This window comes from Serratia sp. CoH_122_TC_1 (genome assembly GCF_058191755.1).
Map to the genome: position 1 here is coordinate 20845 of NZ_JBXWLA010000027.1, position 17935 is coordinate 38779.

A 17935-nucleotide genomic window follows, 5' to 3' on the forward strand; every position below is an offset into this window, starting at 1 on the left:
TTGCGCCCGTACTCTAGGTTAGAATCGCACCTCCCCGCCGAAGATATAGGTTCGACCGCGGGCGGTGTTGGTCGGTGTGAAATCCTGTGACTGAGACGGCAGCGAATTCATCTTGTTCAGGGCATCCGAATAATCTTTGTCCATCAGGTTCTGCACGCTGAATTTCAGCAGCAGGTTACGGTTAAACTGGTAGGTGCTGTACAGATCGATAACGGTCGGGATATGCGGCGCCGGTTCCTTCAGCAACTGCTCATTTTCATCAACGTTGGAATCCGGGGAAAGACGCACCGCCTTGCCGGTATATTTCACCAACCCGCCCAGCGTCAGTTTCTCATCCAATAGGCGCACCCCGCTGTCCAGCGTAAAATACAGCTCCGGCAATTCACTGATGTCGCCGGCGCCGAACACATTGCTGGCCTGATTGGTCGGCTGGCTGGTGTGTTCCTTGCTCAAAGACAATTTGGTGTAAGCAAATCCGGCGTCATACATCGCTTCCACTTCAACCCCGCGTGACCAGACCGGCTCGTAGGCGTTGCTGTACATGGTCATGGCGACGTCAGGGCTCGCATCTTCCCACTCTTGCGCCGTCGCCTGGCTGCGATTGCACTTCTGCCGATTGTTGCACACCATGTAACTTTGGCTGGAAATGTAGTTTTTGATTTTCGATTCAAAATACACGGCTTTGAGCTGGAAGCTGTCCTGCTTAAACAACAGATCATGCGCATTGGCATTGAACCCCGCCTGGTACGTTTCTGCGGTTTCACCCTTCAGGAACGGATTCATCGACTGCCCGCCGCTGTTGGCAAAGAAGACTTCCTGAATATTCGGCCCTCGCATGGATTTGCTGTAGCTGACAAACGGCTGCAGCCACGGCGTCACCTGTGCTGACAGCAGCACCGACGGGTTAAAACCGTGCTCTTTCAAATTGATATTGCTGGCCCCCTGCGGGAAGCAAGCCACACGCTCATCACAGGCGGGTTTATAGCCGGAAATGTCATAAGAGCTATAGTTCAGATCAACGTTGCTCTGCCAAATCCCATAGTTAAGCTGCAGCCCGCTGTAAAGGCTGGCAATATTTTGTTTGCCCGCGATCCCCACCGGGGAGCTTTCCGCCTGGTTCTCATCCGTCACCAGCCCGGAAGCGTGTTTCTTGTATTCATTGCGGATCAGCTTACCGCCATAGCTGAAGGCAAAATCGACCTCCTGCAGGCTGAAACGGCTGGTATTATTTAAATCCAGCGCGTCCGAGATATTTTTGGCTTTGCTGTCGCTAAACCCCGCCATATTGTCCGACATGAACTTCTGTTCACCGCGGCTGGTGCTGGCGGTCAGGTTAACGTCAATCAGCTCAGAAAAAGGCGCATAGTGATATTTAATATAGAAGTCATTACTGTCGATATGACGGCGGGTTATTTTATTCTGGTAGGTTCTGGCTGACAGTTCGATGCTATTAAAGGCATCAGGTTTAATATCCACTTTGAATAATTGAGATTTTGGGTTCTGGCGATAGGTTTTATCGATATTAAAGGCTTCGCTGTCGAAACCCGAACCGTTCTTATAATTAGACGTGATGGAACTGCCGCTGATGGCCGCCATCGCGCCCAGGCTACCGCCATCACCAAAAGCATCGGTTTTTCCGCCCACGGCAACCATGCCGCTGCGGCCAATGCCGTTATTGCCCACAGAAAATTTGGTGCGTATACCAAAGGGATTATCGGAAAACACCACATCGTCCACGCCAATGGTACGGAAGTTGGCGCTGCCTGCCAGCGCGTTCACCCCGGCGGACCCTGTCGCATTGCCACGCGCCACATCAACGCCGACGATAAAGTTAGGATCGATCAGCGCACCGAACTGACTGGTAGGTAAACCACCGTGCGCGGCATCACTCGGCGAGCTGCCGTAATAGTTCTGAGTGATACCATCTACCATGGTGTTAACCCGGCCAAAACCGCTCATACCGCGAATATTGACGCTGACCGATCCCTGGCCCGGATCGATTTGGGTATAGGTACCCGGCATGCTGCGCAGAATACTGTCTACCGATTCCAGATTCTTATTTTCCCCACGTGAACTGAACGCCCCCGGTTTCTCCAACGCGTCCCTTTCACTGCTGTTACTGTTGTCTGCCGCTGACACATTTAACGGACTGAAAACCACCTTACCGCTGCCCTCTTTTGCCTCACTCTGTGCAGCCGCCGCCCCCCCGCTCAGCGCTATTCCCGCGCCGATCAGGCTTACTATTAATTTAATTTTCATATATCCCCAGAAATTGCCAAAAAGGTTTGATGGCCGACAATGCCCAGCAAAAATCCCCGCCCCACAAGACGGTAAATATTGTTATTGTTTTAATACGCCGCAGCTTACTGCGGCGTTAGATATTATTTCTGCGCCTGTTGATCCATCGCCAGAATAAAAGCGTACTCCAGCGCACTGTTTTCCAACCGTGCCAGACGGCCCGATTTACCGCCGTGGCCTGCGGTCATATCGGTGGACAACAGTAGCAACGAATCCCCTTGTTTAAACTGTCGCAGCTTCGCCACCCACTTGGCAGGTTCCCAATACTGAACCTGCGAATCATACAGGCCGCTGGTCACCAACAGGTTCGGGTAATGCTGCTTGCGCACGTTGTCATACGGGCTGTAAGACTTCATCAGCGCGTAGGCCTGTGGCTCGTTCGGATTGCCCCACTCTTCATACTCGCCGGTGGTCAATGGAATACTGTCGTCCAACATGGTGGTCACCACATCAACGAAAGGCACCTGCGCCACCACCGCGTTATACAGCTGTGGCGCCTGATTGATCACGGCCCCCATCAGCAATCCACCCGCGCTGCCCCCCATGGCGTAGATACGGCCCGGTTGGCCATAGCCATCCTTGATCAAGGCTTGGGTGGCGTCGATAAAGTCGCTGAACGTATTCGGCTTATGGGTCAGTTTTCCCTGTTGATACCAGTTTTGCCCTAACTCCCCGCCGCCGCGTACGTGAATCAGCGCATAGACGAAACCGCGATCCAGCAAACTGATTCGATTCGCGCTGAAGGCCGGATCCATGCTCATGCCATAAGCACCATAGCCGTACACCAACAGCGGACTGTGGCCCGGCTTGAACATTGCCTTGTTGTAGACCAGCGAGACCGGCACCTTCACACCGTCGCGCGCGCTGATCCACACCCGCTCACTGTGATACAAGCTCGGGTCAACGCCTTTCACGTCCTGCTGCTTGAGTAAGGTTCGGCTGCCCTTATTCAAATCCCACTCGTAGGTACGGGTTGGGGTTGTCATCGCCGAATAACCGTAACGCAAGCGATCGCTGTCAGGATCGGGGTTATAACCCAACCAGGCCATGTAGCTGGCATCGTCAAACGGAATACTGCGTTGGGTCTTACCGTCCCAGCTCATCTGCCGCAATTGCACCAATCCATCGCCACGTTCTTTTACCACTAGCCAATCACGGAACAGAGTAAAGCCTTCAACCTCACGCTTTTCCTGTGGTGCAATTAGCGTCTGCCAAGGTTGCTGCGCAGACGCGGTGTGATACAGACCGAAATGCGGGCTTTGGTGGTTGGAGCGCAGATAGAATTCGCCACGATAATGATCGAGATAATATTCACGCCCGCTGTGCCGGGCCGCAAACAACTGCGGCGCACGTTGCGGACGATTGGCGTCGATCAGACGCACTTCAGAGGTGGTATTGCCGCTGATAGTGATAATGACGTAGTCACGGGAAGCGGAGCTACCGAGGCTCAGATAGAACGCAGCATCGTCTTCCTGATACACCCGTTGATCTTCCGTTACCGGCGTGCCAAACGTATGCCGGTAAACCTGATAGGGCAGCAAGGTTTGCGGGTGATTGCGCACATAGAACAGCGTCTTGCCGTCGTTAGCCCACACCATATTGCCGGAGGTGTTCTCTATCACTTCCGGCGCCCAACGTTTGTCAGCAATATCCTGCAGGGAAATCCGATACTGGCGGCGCCCCTGCACATCTTCAGATACCGCCATACGCCGGTTGTCTCGGCTGATGTCCATCCCGCCGACGCGGTAATAATCATGGCCTGCCGCACGCTGATTGGCGTCCAGCAAGGTTTGCCACGGCGCATCGGCAGTCAGTGCCTGCCGTTGATACAGCGCGAAGTTTTTACCGGCTGCGTAGCTTTCCTGATAACGGTAGCCGTTCAATTGATAAGGCACCGAACGGTCTTCCGGGCTAATGCGGCCCAGCATTTCCTGATACAGCTTATCGCGCAGTGCTTGATAGGGCTGCATCATCTGTTCGGTATAGCGATTTTCCGCCGTCAGATAATCCAGCACTTTTTTGTTCTTTCGGCTGTCGTCACGCAACCAGTAATAGTCATCGGTGCGTGTTTCCCCCTGCGCAACCAGCAGCTTGGGCACTTTTTCTGCCTGCGGCGGTTGTGGCTGCGCATCGACCGCAGAACTTAAAAATCCGAACGAAAGCACGAAAGCGGTGACCAGGCGACACTGCTTATTGGACGACAGCGGGTGATTCATAATCCCTCACGAAGTTTGGAGCTGCAGGTACCCCGTTGGGATAGCCCCTGCAGGTGTTATTTGCCGGCATTCAACGCCGCCAGATTAAAATCAATCGGCATCGTCACGCTGACGGAGCCATTTCGTAACATGTCAGACGGGGGGACGGGCAACGGCTGCGCCCGCTCTACCACGGCGAGCGCTTCACGATCGAGTGACGCGGTGCCCGAGCGAACCAACAGTGTCACCTCCGACACTCGGCCCTGAGCATCAACGCGGAACGTCACCTGCGGCATACCGGTACGTCGACGACTGCGAGCATCTGGCGGATAGCGTTTAATGTTGTTCAGATAGCCTTTCACCCGGCTTTCCCATGACAGCTTGGCTTGAGCGCTGCTGGTGGAATCGCTGTTGAGCGGTGCAGCGGTCTGGCGGGCAATGTTCTGCGCCTTTGGCGCAGCAGCACTGGAGGCCGCGGCATGACGCATCTCTTTGGCCTGCTCTTCCGGGTTCGGCTGGGCTTTCTGCGGCGGCCGGTGTTCCGTGCGTTTTTTTTCTGCCACGGCAATCTTGGTCTTTTCGGCGCGCGCCAACGTCGGTAAATCAGGTTGCTCCTGCTGCTCAGCCGGTTGCGCCGCAGAGGATTCCGCCTGTTGCACACCCAGCGGTAGTGGCTTGGGGCTTTCCGGTGCCTCAACCTGCTCCGCCCAGCTCATCATCACCGCCGGCGGAGGTAATTGCATCATCGGCAACGGCTGTGACGGCCAGTAAAACACCAATACCAGCGCGACGTGGGCCGCTATCGCACACAAAAAACCACGCACCCAACGCGGCTGCGGCATAGCAACGACCGGATAAAATAAAGACTGACTTAACATAGGGACATTAGAATACTTAATCGCGAATGATTGCAGATCACATTTGCTAATGATAATCATTTGTAACTGTTATTAACAGTTCTTTTCGCCGTGTTTACTCTATGAATTTCAAGTTGCAACAAACAGCGCTGCAACTTGAAAGGCACCGGTAATGGTTTCATTACTTCACGGCCGGGGTAATCCACAGATAATCTGCCACCTGTTTATCGACCTGCACACCGGGTTCTGCCAGCATCAATACCGTCGGCAGCGCTGCCGGTTGCAGATCTTGCACGTGAAGTGGCACCCCCACCGATTTGGACGCATGATAACCACCGGCAATCAGCAATGCCGGCGTCGGTGCGGCCAACAAACGTTCGGCCATACGGCGATCACGTTGCTGCTGGATTGCCAGCATCGCATGCAATTGTTGAGGTTCGATATTTCCGCCATGAGAGGTGCGAATCGTTTCCTCTAGCGCTTTTTGTACCACTGGCCGCACCGACAACGTCCCCTGCGGGAAACTCGGCTGCTGATAAAATGCCATGATTTCATTACGATCCAGGTTGGCAGACCACAGTGGATAAGGCGCGCGCATTGCCGCCATTACCACATCACCGTACAGCGACCACTTCCAACCTGGCTGCCAATCAATCAGCTCTGCTACACGACTGTCACGCACCGTCGGATTTGACTGCAGCCAGTGTTTCACCTGATCCACCTTGGCCTGCTGGTTCGGGTTTAGCATTTCCATCAGCACGCTGCCTTGTGGCCGCTGCCGAGGTAATTGCTGTACCAACCATTGTTCAATCTGATGGTGGTAAGGGTTGTCATGTTTCTCCCCAACAATCACCCGTTGCTCGGCAGACAGTCGGGCCAATAGCTGGTCAGGCGTCAGGTTTTCCCCACTGCGCAAGTCGGTAATTTTCCCCCGTTCGGCAAGCGTATTTTTTTGCGTTGGAACGGGGGTTTGGCTACAGGCACCGAGCGCCAGCGCGGCCAGTAAAATCAAAAATCTCATGATGCTGCCCTGTAATAAAAAGTGGCGACATTATAGATAATAATTATCATTTGCATATAGGCGATAGCCTATCCTGAGATGCCGATAACTATTTTTACGCTATGGTTTTGGTCTCACATTGATTTCATGAGGTATTGCAGGTATAACCAATAGCCATTTAGCTGCTTAGACGTCTATACGGATAGAATATCATGCACTCACCTGTTCCCGCCGAAGGGCAATTCAAACGCACCATGAAAGCCCGTCACCTGGTGATGCTGTCGCTGGGGGGTGTCATCGGTACCGGACTGTTCTTCAACACCGGTTATATCATCTCGACTACCGGTGCCCTCGGAACCCTGCTGGCCTATTTGATCGGTGCGCTGGTGGTCTATCTGGTGATGCTGTGCCTGGGTGAGCTGTCGGTAGCGATGCCGGAAACCGGCGCCTTTCATGTCTACGCCTCCCGCTATCTTGGCCCGGCAACCGGTTATACCGTGGCTTGGCTGTACTGGCTCACCTGGACGGTAGCGCTGGGTTCCAGCCTGACCGCCGCCGGTTTCTGCATGCAGTACTGGTTTCCGCAATCGCCAGTTTGGCTGTGGTGCTTGATCTTCTGCGCGGCGATTTTCCTGCTCAATGTGGTCACTACCCGGTTCTTTGCTGAGAGCGAATTTTGGTTTTCGCTGATCAAAGTGGTCACCATTTTGGCATTTATTATCCTCGGTGGTGCGGCAATGTTCGGCGTGCTGCCGATGAAAGACGGTACTCCTGCGCCCTTCCTCCATAACTTGACCGCCTCTGGCTGGCTGCCAAACGGCACACTGCCGATCCTGATGACCATGGTCGCGGTGAACTTCGCGTTCTCCGGCACCGAGCTTATCGGTATTGCCGCCGGCGAAACAGAAAACCCGGAAAAGGTGGTCCCTTGGGCAATACGCACCACGGTGATCCGTCTGATGCTGTTCTTTATCGGTACCGTGTTTATTTTGGCTGCGCTGATCCCGATGGATCAGGCCGGGATTGTCAAAAGCCCGTTTGTCTTGGTATTTGAACGCATCGGTGTCCCTTATGCTGCCGATATATTTAATTTTGTCATCCTGACCGCCATCCTGTCTGCCGCTAACTCGGGCCTGTACGCGTCAGGCCGCATGCTGTGGTCGCTGGCCAACCAACGCACCCTGCCGGCCTATTTCTCACGCGTCAATAAACGCGGCATCCCCATTAATGCCCTGACCTTCAGCATGCTTGGCGGTGTGCTGGCCCTGCTGACCAGCGTAATCGCACCAGACACGGTGTTTGTTGCCCTGTCGGCAATCTCCGGCTTTGCGGTGGTGGTGGTCTGGTTAAGTATCTGCGCGTCGCACTACGCGTTCCGCCGCCATTACCTGCGTAGCGGTCAGCCGATCGGTGGCCTGAAATACCGCGCTCCGGGTTATCCGTTAACGCCGATCCTGGGTTTTGCGCTGTGCCTGCTGGCCTGCGTCGGGCTGGCATTCGACCCGGAACAACGCATTGCACTGTATTGCGGCTTGCCGTTTGTGGCCCTGTGCTACGCCGCCTATTATCTGACCCGCCGCAGCGGGCAAACAACCTCTTTGGGAGACAATCATGCCGGTTAACAACCCTGTCGCGACCTTATTAGCCACTCAGCGCACGCTGATTTTAGATGGGGCACTGGCCACCGAACTGGAGGCACGCGGCTGCGATCTCAGCGATCCCCTGTGGTCGGCAAAAGTCCTGATTGAGAACCCTGAACTGATTTATCAGGTTCATCTCGACTATTTCAACGCGGGTGCACAATGCGCTATCACCGCCAGCTACCAGGCCACCCCACACGGCTTTTTACGCCGCGGTTTGGATCACGCACAGTCCCTGGCGTTGATCGCCAAAAGCGTGCAGTTGGCGCAGCAGGCACGCAACGACTATCTGGCACAACAACCGCAGGCGGAACCGCTGTTGATCGCCGGGTCGGTCGGCCCCTACGGGGCTTATCTGGCCGACGGGTCCGAATATCGCGGTGACTACGCCTTGCCGCAGGAAGAAATGATGGCCTTTCACCGCCCACGCATCAAAGCGTTGGCCGAAGCCGGGGTTGATTTGCTGGCCTGTGAAACCCTGCCGTCGTTTGGTGAACTGCAGGCCTTGTTGGCCCTGCTACACGAATTCCCAACGCTCGGTGCATGGTTTGCCTTTACCCTGCGTGATAGCCAACACCTCAGCGACGGCACGCCGTTAACCAGGGTCATGGCCGCACTGCACGCTAATCCGCAGGTATTGGCTATCGGCGTTAACTGCATTGCACTGGAAAATGTCACCCCAGCGCTGCAGCAGTTTGCCGCACTGGCTGACAAGCCGCTGCTGGTCTATCCGAACTCCGGTGAACACTACGATGCGGTAACCAAAACCTGGCATGCCTGTGGTGGCGCGCACGGCAACCTGATTGATCAAATTAGCGAATGGCAACGTATAGGCGCACGGCTGATTGGCGGCTGTTGCCGCACGACGCCGCAGGACATCCATCAGATCGCCGCCCGCTGTAAGGCATAAAAAAGCCCCCTGCGCCGAAACGCAGGGGGCTTATTGTCACTCAAGGCTTATAGCGGTTCGGTTTGCGCTTCCACCACGGCCAAGGCCACCATGTTGACGATACGGCGCACCGAGGCGATCGGCGTCAGAATGTGTACCGGTTTTGATACCCCCATCAGCACTGGCCCGACGGTCACCCCTTCGGAAGACGAAACGCGCAGCAGGTTGTAGCTAATGCGTGCGGCTTCCATATTGGGCATGATCAACACGTTGGCCGCCCCTTTCAGCGGGCTGTCTGGCATCAGGTCATTACGAATGCTTTCGACCAGCGCAGCGTCACCGTGCATCTCACCGTCAATTTCCAGCTCCGGTGCCATCTTGTTCACCAGCTCCAGCGTTTTACGCATCTTGCAGGCCGCAGGATTATCCGAAGAACCAAAGCTGGAATGGGACAACAGCGCCACCTTCGGCTCAATGCCGAAACGACGCACCGTTTCCGCTGCCATCAGGGTGATTTCTGCCAGTTGTTCCGGCGTCGGATCGTCATTGACATAGGTGTCAGCAATAAAGGTGTTGCCGCTAGGCAGCAGCAACGCGTTCATTGCCCCGGCGACGTGTGCCCCTTCGCGGAAGCCAAACACTTTCTCTACCACATCGTAATGCTCGTGATAGCTGCCGATGGTGCCGCAGATCATCGCGTCCGCTTCACCACGATGTAGCATGATGGCTGCAATCAACGTCGGGTTGCCAATGACCGCACGGCGTGCCTGCTCTTGCGAAACGCCACGACGCTTCATGATCTGGTAGTACTCGCCCCAGTATTCATTGAAGCGCGGATCGGACTCGTTGTTCACCACTTCAAAGTCTTTACCCGGCGTCAGTTGCAAACCAAGTTTTTTCAGCCGCATTTCAATTACGCTCGGGCGTCCCACCAAAATAGGGTAAGCCAGCCCTTGCGACACCAGTTCCTGCGTCGCATGCAGCACTCTTTCTTCTTCACCTTCTGCCATCACCACACGTTTTATTTCTTTCTTCGCCTGGGCAAAAATGGGCTTCATGAACAAGTTGGTTTTGTAGACGAACTCCGACAGTTTCTCGACGTAGGCATCAAAGTCTTCAATCGGCCGCGTCGCGACACCAGACTCCATCGCCGCCTTGGCGACCGCAGGCGCAATTTTTACAATCAGGCGTGGGTCGAAAGGTTTTGGAATAATGTATTCAGGGCCGAATGACAGGTCCTGATCGCCATAGGCTGAAGCCACCACGTCACTCTGCTCTGCCAGCGCCAGATCGGCAATCGCATGTACGCAAGCCAGTTTCATTTCTTCGTTAATGGTGGTTGCGCCGACATCCAGCGCGCCACGGAAGATGAACGGGAAGCAGAGGACGTTGTTCACCTGGTTGGGATAGTCAGAACGGCCGGTACAGATGATGGCGTCTGGACGCACGGCTTTCGCCAACGGCGGCAGGATCTCAGGCTCTGGGTTGGCCAGCGCCATGATCAGCGGATCCTTGGCCATGGTTTTCACCATATCCTGCGTCAACACACCCGGACCAGAACAACCCAGGAAGATATCCGCATCAGGGATAGCATCCCCCAGCGTACGTTGGCCATTATCTTCAATGGCGTAAGCCGCCTTGGTTTGCTCCATATTGGCGTCGCGTCCCTTATAGATCACCCCTTTAGAGTCGCAAACAGTAATATTCTGCTGACGCAGCCCCAAGGCCACCAACAGGTTTAAACAGGCAATCGACGCCGCGCCGGCACCGGAAACCACCAGGCGCACGTCGGAAATGTTCTTTTTCACTACCCGCAGGCCGTTCAGCACCGCAGCCGTGGTGATGATGGCCGTGCCATGCTGATCATCATGGAACACCGGAATCTTCATGCGCTCACGCAGTTTCTGCTCAATGTAGAAGCACTCTGGCGCTTTGATGTCTTCCAGGTTAATACCGCCGAAGGTCGGTTCCAACGCGGCGATAACGTCAATCAACTTGTCAGGGTTAAGTTCATCCACTTCGATATCAAATACGTCGATACCGGAAAATTTCTTGAACAGGACACCTTTCCCTTCCATCACCGGCTTACCGGCCAATGCGCCAATATTGCCCAGCCCCAGCACTGCCGTGCCGTTGGAAATGACCGCCACCAGGTTGCCACGCGCAGTGTATTTGTAGGCTGCCAACGGATCGGCGGCAATTTCCAGACAGGGTGCGGCGACGCCCGGCGAATATGCGAGCGCCAGATCGCGTTGCGTGGCCAGCGGCTTAGTTGGGGAGACCTGGATCTTGCCTGGGACCGGATATTGGTGGAAATCAAGCGCACTCTGTTTGAGCTGTTCGTCCATTATGGGTTCCTATGCTTTTTGCTTTTATGTTGAGGTAAGACTTGTAAACCTTTAAGGCTATGAGGCTGTACGCACCGCTTATTTGGCCCACCAAACCCCATGGCCGCGCCTTGTTGCGCGTTCAAATGACCGCCAGCGGCGCTCACGTACAATGGCAGGGCACAGCCTTTAAGTATAGTGAGAGAAACGTCACAAACTTTGAAGCGGCCCATAACCTTGATCGAAATTGTTTTTTAAAAGTAAAAAAAGAAGTACCACAGGACGAGACAAAAAACACGGCCGTCAGTGCAGCGGCAGTTCAGCTCGCCAGGCATTGAGCGTCGCCACCTGGCCTGCGCAAATTTGTAACGAGGTTTGTAGTGCCAGGGTGTAACTCAGCGCATCGCCCCAGGTGTTACCCAGTAACTGCGGCTGTTCGCACGGGGTAAACACCGACTCAGGGGGCAACAGCACCACCGGCGCTGCCGCCTGCGGCGGTTGGGCGCAGGAGCTCAATAACAGCGCCAGGCATAGGCTGCCCAGCACAGGCGTCATTTTTAATCGCTTCACGGTATTTCCTCTGGTAAACGTCGCTTTGCTGACGCAGCTGACGTTCCTGTTGCTGTTGAGCCGCCATCAGCGCACGGTTCTGCGCATCCTGGGTTTGCAGTGTGACAATCAACCCCGCCTGCTGCGCCAGTGTCTTTTGCTGTTCGCTCGCCTGCTGTCGCACCAGATCCAGCCTGTGCGACAGCAGTGAGCTGTATGCACCGAGGCCAATTGCCACCATCAACAGCAGCAGCAATCCGCCTTGTGACAACCTGCTTAACCAACCGCTCATGCCGGATAATCCCTAAAGGAAAGCTGGAAATGCGGCCCATCTTTCAGGGTTTTCCATTCGCCGCCCCACTCAACGTTGACTGCACACTCGCGCGCCGCACGACGCACTGCCACAGCAATTTGCGCGTAGTAGTCCCATTCCCAGGACACCACACCCGCGGGCATGGCCACCACATCCACTGCATGACCGGTCAAATGACGGCTTTTCAGCGTTTGGCTTTGCCCCCCGCGCACCAGTTCACGCTGACGTGCCATGGTGCGTAATCCCTCGGTGATGGAAAACGGCACCAGCGAATAATGCAATGCCAACCGAATCACCCGTACCAAATCCGGGTGAACACCCACTAAATTGGCTTCGCTGCGGGCGGTGAAGCGAATATCTTCTATTTCATTTATCATTTTTGAACCCCGTTTTATTTCCAATGAATTTTTTAATTAAACCGCTGATATAATCGGCCCCAAGAAAGCCAATCAGTACGCTGGCAAGATTCGCCCATTTTAATTCCAGCCCGGCCAGTGCCAATGCATCGCGTACCGTCCAGGCCAATAAAGCGCACATTCCTGCATTTAATAGGCGTCGCCGCATACCCACGTTACGATAGGCCCCGTGTAATAACGCCATGAGGCCTGCCAAAATGGCATTCATCACCGGCTGAAGATATTCACATGCTCGCTGGATAATTAAGCCAACAGCGTCTGGCTCTAAGCTGGACATAGCTACACTCCTATTTTACTTTAATTAAATGCCAATCACGGCCGGTGGAATATCGGTACCATCAGAATCTAGTTAAGGATGCTATAACAAAGCAAATGAATAAATACAGCCTCTAAGGTCAAATTCATTCACGCTCAACCATGACACAACAATGCCCAGTAAATAACGACACTGCTCGATGAAAAAATTCATCCTTACTGTGATTTATTTCGACTTTTATTTACCTTGAAAATAAACATTAATAGCGGCGGGAGATTCACTCTCAATAACAAAAAACCTCAACCTGGAGAAATACCATGTCCGAACGCAAAGCCGTTATTGGTTATTACTTTATTCCAACTAACCAAATTAATAACTATACCGAATCTGATACCTCAGTCGTGCCTTTCCCGGTGTCGAACATTACACCGGCCAAGGCCAGGCAGCTCACCCACATTAATTTCTCGTTCCTCGACATTAACAGCAATCTGGAATGTGCCTGGGATCCGGCAACCAATGACGTCAAAGCTCGCGATGTCGTCAGTCGGTTGACGGCGCTAAAAGCGCATAACCCTAACCTGCGCATTATGTTCTCCATCGGCGGCTGGTATTACTCCAACGATCTGGGCGTTTCCCACGCCAACTATGTCAACGCGGTGAAGACCCCGGCGTCACGCACCAAATTCGCGCAATCCTGCGTCCGCATCATGAAAGACTATGGTTTTGACGGTGTAGACATTGACTGGGAATACCCACAGAGCAGCGAAGTGGATGGTTTTGTCGCTGCACTGCAAGAGATCCGTACCCTGCTCAATCAGCAGACCCTGGCCGATGGCCGCCAGGCACTGCCTTATCAACTGACCATTGCCGGTGCCGGCGGCGCATTCTTCCTGTCACGTTATTACAGCAAGCTGCCGCAGATCGTCGCCTCACTCGATTACATCAACCTGATGACCTACGATCTGGCGGGCCCATGGGAAAAAATCACTAACCATCAGGCCGGGCTGTTCGGCGACAGCGCCGGGCCAACCTTCTATAACGCACTGCGTGAAGCCAATCTGGGTTGGAGTTGGGAAGAACTGACTCGCGCCTTCCCTAGCCCATTCAGCCTGACGGTGGACGCCGCGGTACAACAACACCTGATGTTGGAAGGCGTACCAAGCAGCAAAATCGTTATGGGCGTGCCTTTCTACGGCCGCGCATTTAAAGGCGTCAGCGGCAGCAACGGCGGCCAGTACAGCACTCACAGCACGCCGGGGGAAGATCCGTTCCCAGGCACCGACTACTGGTTGGTGGGGTGTGAAGAGTGCGTCCGCGACAAAGATCCCCGCATTGCCTCTTATCGTCAGCTGGAACAAATGCTGTTGGGCAACTACGGTTATCAGCGCCTGTGGAACGACAAAACCAAAACGCCGTACTTGTACCATGCGGCCAAAGGCCTGTTCGTCACCTACGACGATGCCGAAAGCTTCAAGTACAAGGCTAAGTACATCAAACAGCAGCAACTGGGTGGCGTCATGTTCTGGCACCTGGGCCAGGACAACCGCAATGGTGACCTGCTGGCCTCGCTGGACCGCTATTTCAATGCTGCGGACTACGATGACAGCCAATTGGATATGGGCACTGGTCTGCGCTATACCGGCGTGGGTCCCGGTAATCTGCCGTTCATGAGCGCGCCTGCCTACGTCGCCGGCACCGTCTATAACCAAGGTGCGCAAGTGTCTTATCAAGGCTATGTCTGGCAGACCAAATGGGGTTACATCACCTCGGTACCTGGCTCGGATACTGCCTGGCTGAAAGTGGGCCGCGTGGCATAACAACCGGTTGCACCATAAAAAAACCCCGTAGCCGACGGCGACGGGGTTTTTATTGTTTAATTTTCGCATCCCTTCGTCACTGTTCCCTTAGTTGTTACACCAAGGGTAACCTCCATCACGTATGACTTCGCGCCCCATCAGGCTAAAAACGTCGCTTTTACGCGTCAGGCGCTCATGCCACCAGGTAAAACCAGCCCCTTTACTGGCCGGATGCCAAGCCAGCCAAATCATTTCGTCACCTTTTTGCATATCAACCGGAACCGTCACCAGTTCACCACTTGCCAACTCTTTTTCGATCAGCGCTGGCGGCAAGAAACCATGACCAATACCCCGTTTCAACAGCGCCAGTTTGCTCTCAACATCGCACACCACCAGTTGACGCTGTAACGGCATGGTGCCGTGATTACGCTTTGGCAATTCGTGGCTGCTGTCGGCAATCACCACCACGATGTCGTTCAGCCGCTGGTTTTTGTCCACTGGCTTTTTCTGCGCCGCAAACGGATGTGAAGGCGAGACGCATAACACAAAGTTCAGCTTGCCCAGCATCAGCGTTTTCGCCTGCACGCTGTCCGGGATCTGGCCGATAGCGATAATCAAATCCGCCCGGTTGTTCTTCAAGGCATCCCAGGTACCGTTCAGTGCTTCTCGCTGCACAGAAATGTTGGCGTTTGGGCTGTGCTGAATATACTCACGGATATCCTGAGTGATCGTTTCTAACGGAAAGAAATTATCGACGACGATGCGGATATTATTATCGAGTTTGGGGATGTTTCTTACCCTACTTTCGAGATCCTGTACCGCATTTAAAATCCAACCGCCCTCCTGCAACAGAAATTCCCCTTCATCTGTTAGGGTAATCATCGGGCCATTACGATGAAAAAGTTTCACACAGAGCTTACTTTCAATATTGGACACACGGTAGGATATTGCCGAAGGCGTTTTATGCAGCGCCTCCGCCGCCATTGAGAAAGAGCCCGTACTTTTGATGGTGCTGATTATTTTAATCGCATCCAGGGATAATCTAGTCATACAAATTCCTCTTTGACATAAAATAAGAAAAAATTGACACTAAATTCCCAAGTGGTTGGCGCGTAAAGTCGTTCAAGTCACACAAGAGTAAGTAAAACCACAAGCAATATACTCCATATCAGAGAAAATCATCTGAAAGAGTATTCATCAATCCTTTAAATAAAATTCATCATGGCATCGATTTTTTAGACTGTAGCGTTTAAATAAATTCAACAAAGAAATAAAAGACAATCATCATAACAATTTTAGTTAATAGCCTATAAAACATTCCACCCTGACGAGAGAGACTACGCGTAAAAATAAATCAAGCCGCCAAGAATGATGTTTTTAATTCCATTAATGACCCCTCATTTTACCGGTGAAAATAAACCCAACTTACAATACAACTTCAGTCAGGAGTGACTTATGAACAATACTTCCCGTACCCTTATGTCTCTTGGTTTGCTGAGCGCGGCACTGTTCGGCGTATCTCAACAGGCTTCAGCCCACGGTTATGTCGAAACACCCGCCAGCCGCGCCTATCAGTGCAAACTGCAGCTCAATACTCAGTGCGGCAGCGTGCAATATGAACCACAAAGCGTTGAAGGGTTGAAAGGCTTCCCGCAGGCCGGTCCGGCTGATGGGCACATTGCCAGCGCCGACAAATCCACCTTCTTCGAGTTGGATCAGCAAACACCTACCCGTTGGAACAAGATCAACCTGCATACTGGCCCGAACTCCTTCACCTGGACGCTGACAGCACGTCACAGCACCAGCAGCTGGCGTTATTTTATTACCAAGCCAAACTGGGATGCATCGCAGCCACTGACCCGCGCTTCGTTTGATCTGACGCCGTTCTGTCAGCAAAACGACGGGGGTGCCATCCCTGCTGCGCAGGTCACCCACCAGTGCAACATACCGGCAGACCGTAGCGGTTCGCACGTCATCCTCGCCGTGTGGGATGTAGCAGATACGGCCAATGCCTTCTATCAGGCCATTGACGTTAATTTGACCAAGTAATAAGAAGAGGAATACCCTAGGGCTCAGCCAAGGCTGGGCCCTTTTTTATTGTCTGATGCCGCATAGGCCTCTCCCTCGCATGCCCATGAGGCCGCTTTTCGGCACATGCCAATGGCTAACAAGCCTTACTCTGCCTGGCTTCGAACGGGATCCATTGTTCTTATCCATCGCAACAATCAGAAAAAGCGCATTTTAATCATTACGCTTCTGATGCAGTGTGTTCAGCCTATGATGGAAAACGTTCTCATTTCCCTACATTGACGTTTGGTCAAGGAGCTTATAAATGAACCAATTAGACGCACTTAAGCAGCTAACCACGGTTGTGGCCGACAGCGGCGATATCGAATCTATTCGCCAGTTCGAACCGCAAGATGCCACCACCAACCCTTCACTGATCCTGAAAGCCGCTGCGCTGCCTCAATATAAGCCACTGATCCTCGAAGCCCTGAGCTATGCTCGCCAGCAGGGTGGCAGTAAAGAAACCCAACTGATCAACGCCAGCGACAAACTCGCCGTGAACATCGGCGTCGAAATTCTGAAAAGCGTACCGGGGCGCATTTCCACCGAAGTGGATGCCCGCCTCTCCTTTGACCGCGGCATGTGCGTTGCCAAAGCACGCAAACTGATCGGTCTGTATCAAGAACAAGGCATCGACAAGTCACGTATCCTGATCAAACTGGCCTCTACCTGGGAAGGCATTAAAGCCGCCGAGGAACTGGAAAAAGAAGGCATCAATACTAACCTGACACTGCTGTTCTCTTTCGCTCAGGCGCGTGCCTGCGCCGAGGCCGGGGTCTACTTGATCTCTCCCTTCGTCGGCCGTATCTATGACTGGTATCAGGCCAAACAGCCTGCCGCTGACTATGATGCCGACCAAGATCCAGGCGTGAAATCCGTACGCACCATCTACGAATACTACAAACAGCACCGTTATCAGACGGTGATCATGGGAGCCAGTTTCCGCAAGGTTGAGCAGCTCCTGGCATTGGCCGGTTGCGATCGCCTGACCATCGCACCGAATCTGCTGGAACAGCTTAAGCACAGCGATCAACCGGTCGAGCGTAAGCTGACGCCCTCCACTGAAGCCTTCCACCAACCTGCCCCGCTGGCTGAGGCCGAATTCCGCTGGCTACATAACCAAGATGCGATGGCGGTTGAAAAACTGGCCGAAGGTATCCGCCTGTTCGCCGTTGACCAGCAAAAGCTGGAAGACATGCTGGCCGCTGAACTGTAATCACTCTGGAGTCCCGTAATGTCTTCTCGTAAAGAACTCGCCAACGCCATCCGCGCACTCAGCATGGACGCCGTACAAAAAGCAAATTCCGGCCACCCGGGTGCACCTATGGGCAT

General features: G+C 53.7%; 16 protein-coding genes. 6 read left to right on the forward strand and 10 right to left on the reverse strand.

Features of this window, described 5'->3' with window-relative positions; genetic code table 11:
- Positions 1–18: 18 nt before the first annotated feature.
- From AC2FC2_RS25165 to AC2FC2_RS25180, 4 genes are all read right to left on the reverse strand, one after another.
- On the reverse strand, positions 19–2259 hold the full coding sequence (locus AC2FC2_RS25165; protein ID WP_490660086.1) for a TonB-dependent receptor domain-containing protein: 2241 nt from the start codon (positions 2257–2259) through the stop codon (positions 19–21).
- 122 nt (positions 2260–2381) lie between these two features.
- On the reverse strand, positions 2382–4514 hold the full coding sequence (locus AC2FC2_RS25170; protein ID WP_490660087.1) for a S9 family peptidase: 2133 nt from the start codon (positions 4512–4514) through the stop codon (positions 2382–2384).
- A gap of 56 nt (positions 4515–4570) precedes the next feature.
- The gene (tolA, locus tag AC2FC2_RS25175; protein ID WP_490309044.1) at positions 4571–5335 is read right to left on the reverse strand and encodes a cell envelope integrity protein TolA; all 765 of its coding nucleotides are present in this window, start codon (positions 5333–5335) and stop codon (positions 4571–4573) included.
- A gap of 196 nt (positions 5336–5531) precedes the next feature.
- Positions 5532–6371 (reverse strand): ChaN family lipoprotein, encoded by an 840-nt coding sequence (locus AC2FC2_RS25180; RefSeq protein ID WP_490660088.1) that lies wholly within the window; start codon positions 6369–6371, stop codon positions 5532–5534.
- Between the two features lie 191 nt (positions 6372–6562).
- On the opposite strand from AC2FC2_RS25180, the gene mmuP reads away from it, so the two are divergent.
- Positions 6563–7972 carry an S-methylmethionine permease gene (gene mmuP, locus AC2FC2_RS25185; RefSeq protein ID WP_265555469.1) on the forward strand — a complete coding sequence of 470 codons (1410 nt, stop codon included), beginning with the start codon at positions 6563–6565 and terminating at the stop codon, positions 7970–7972.
- Positions 7962–8900: a homocysteine S-methyltransferase gene (gene mmuM, locus AC2FC2_RS25190; protein ID WP_265555468.1), complete on the forward strand. Its 939-nt coding sequence runs from the start codon at positions 7962–7964 to the stop codon at positions 8898–8900. Before mmuP ends, mmuM begins: the two co-directional genes overlap by 11 nt.
- Before the next feature lie 47 nt (positions 8901–8947).
- Here the strand turns inward: mmuM and maeB are convergent, their stop codons facing one another.
- The 5 genes from maeB to AC2FC2_RS25215 all read right to left on the reverse strand — a co-directional run bounded on the left by maeB (position 8948) and on the right by AC2FC2_RS25215 (position 12761).
- The gene (gene maeB, locus AC2FC2_RS25195; protein ID WP_209638618.1) at positions 8948–11227 is read right to left on the reverse strand and encodes an NADP-dependent oxaloacetate-decarboxylating malate dehydrogenase; all 2280 of its coding nucleotides are present in this window, start codon (positions 11225–11227) and stop codon (positions 8948–8950) included.
- Between the two features lie 282 nt (positions 11228–11509).
- On the reverse strand, positions 11510–11683 hold the full coding sequence (gene lysC / locus AC2FC2_RS25200) for an Rz1-like lysis system protein LysC (protein WP_265555464.1): 174 nt from the start codon (positions 11681–11683) through the stop codon (positions 11510–11512).
- Entirely contained in the window at positions 11664–12047 is a 384-nt protein-coding gene (locus AC2FC2_RS25205; protein WP_490660089.1) for a DUF2570 family protein, read from the reverse strand. The genes lysC and AC2FC2_RS25205 overlap by 20 nt, the downstream gene beginning before the upstream one ends.
- Positions 12044–12424: an L-Ala D-Glu endopeptidase ChiX gene (gene chiX / locus AC2FC2_RS25210; RefSeq protein WP_490309064.1), complete on the reverse strand. Its 381-nt coding sequence runs from the start codon at positions 12422–12424 to the stop codon at positions 12044–12046. The genes AC2FC2_RS25205 and chiX overlap by 4 nt, the downstream gene beginning before the upstream one ends.
- Positions 12425–12434: 10 nt before the next feature.
- On the reverse strand, positions 12435–12761 hold the full coding sequence (locus AC2FC2_RS25215) for a phage holin, lambda family (protein WP_209638610.1): 327 nt from the start codon (positions 12759–12761) through the stop codon (positions 12435–12437).
- Positions 12762–13057: 296 nt separating this feature from the next.
- Between AC2FC2_RS25215 and chiB the strand changes: the two genes are divergently transcribed.
- The gene (chiB, locus tag AC2FC2_RS25220) at positions 13058–14557 is read left to right on the forward strand and encodes a chitinase ChiB (protein WP_404759158.1); all 1500 of its coding nucleotides are present in this window, start codon (positions 13058–13060) and stop codon (positions 14555–14557) included.
- Positions 14558–14644: 87 nt separating this feature from the next.
- Here chiB and AC2FC2_RS25225 read toward each other — a convergent pair whose 3' ends face one another.
- Positions 14645–15586: a LysR family transcriptional regulator gene (locus AC2FC2_RS25225; RefSeq protein ID WP_209638606.1), complete on the reverse strand. Its 942-nt coding sequence runs from the start codon at positions 15584–15586 to the stop codon at positions 14645–14647.
- Positions 15587–15991: 405 nt separating this feature from the next.
- Between AC2FC2_RS25225 and cbp21 the strand changes: the two genes are divergently transcribed.
- The 3 genes from cbp21 to AC2FC2_RS25240 all read left to right on the forward strand — a co-directional run.
- Positions 15992–16585 carry a chitin-binding protein/chitosanase CBP21 gene (gene cbp21 / locus AC2FC2_RS25230; protein ID WP_037424092.1) on the forward strand — a complete coding sequence of 198 codons (594 nt, stop codon included), beginning with the start codon at positions 15992–15994 and terminating at the stop codon, positions 16583–16585.
- Positions 16586–16868: 283 nt separating this feature from the next.
- On the forward strand, positions 16869–17819 hold the full coding sequence (tal, locus tag AC2FC2_RS25235; protein WP_490660090.1) for a transaldolase: 951 nt from the start codon (positions 16869–16871) through the stop codon (positions 17817–17819).
- A gap of 18 nt (positions 17820–17837) precedes the next feature.
- Positions 17838–17935: thiamine pyrophosphate-binding protein (locus AC2FC2_RS25240; RefSeq protein ID WP_154640635.1), on the forward strand; the 98-nt coding region annotated here is incomplete at its 3' end.

Bases quoted from the DNA above. Each gene is read 5' to 3' on its own strand.
- AC2FC2_RS25165 (WP_490660086.1), bottom strand. From the start codon at position 2,259: ATGAAAATTAAATTAATAGTAAGCCTGATCGGCGCGGGAATAGCGCTG.
- AC2FC2_RS25170 (WP_490660087.1), bottom strand. From the start codon at position 4,514: ATGAATCACCCGCTGTCGTCCAATAAGCAGTGTCGCCTGGTCACCGCT.
- tolA (WP_490309044.1), bottom strand. From the start codon at position 5,335: ATGCCGCAGCCGCGTTGGGTGCGTGGTTTTTTGTGTGCGATAGCGGCC.
- AC2FC2_RS25180 (WP_490660088.1), bottom strand. From the start codon at position 6,371: ATGAGATTTTTGATTTTACTGGCCGCGCTGGCGCTCGGTGCCTGTAGC.
- mmuP (WP_265555469.1), top strand. From the start codon at position 6,563: ATGCACTCACCTGTTCCCGCCGAAGGGCAATTCAAACGCACCATGAAA.
- mmuM (WP_265555468.1), top strand. From the start codon at position 7,962: ATGCCGGTTAACAACCCTGTCGCGACCTTATTAGCCACTCAGCGCACG.
- maeB (WP_209638618.1), bottom strand. From the start codon at position 11,227: ATGGACGAACAGCTCAAACAGAGTGCGCTTGATTTCCACCAATATCCG.
- AC2FC2_RS25205 (WP_490660089.1), bottom strand. From the start codon at position 12,047: ATGAGCGGTTGGTTAAGCAGGTTGTCACAAGGCGGATTGCTGCTGCTG.
- AC2FC2_RS25215 (WP_209638610.1), bottom strand. From the start codon at position 12,761: ATGTCCAGCTTAGAGCCAGACGCTGTTGGCTTAATTATCCAGCGAGCA.
- chiB (WP_404759158.1), top strand. From the start codon at position 13,058: ATGTCCGAACGCAAAGCCGTTATTGGTTATTACTTTATTCCAACTAAC.
- AC2FC2_RS25225 (WP_209638606.1), bottom strand. From the start codon at position 15,586: ATGACTAGATTATCCCTGGATGCGATTAAAATAATCAGCACCATCAAA.
- cbp21 (WP_037424092.1), top strand. From the start codon at position 15,992: ATGAACAATACTTCCCGTACCCTTATGTCTCTTGGTTTGCTGAGCGCG.
- tal (WP_490660090.1), top strand. From the start codon at position 16,869: ATGAACCAATTAGACGCACTTAAGCAGCTAACCACGGTTGTGGCCGAC.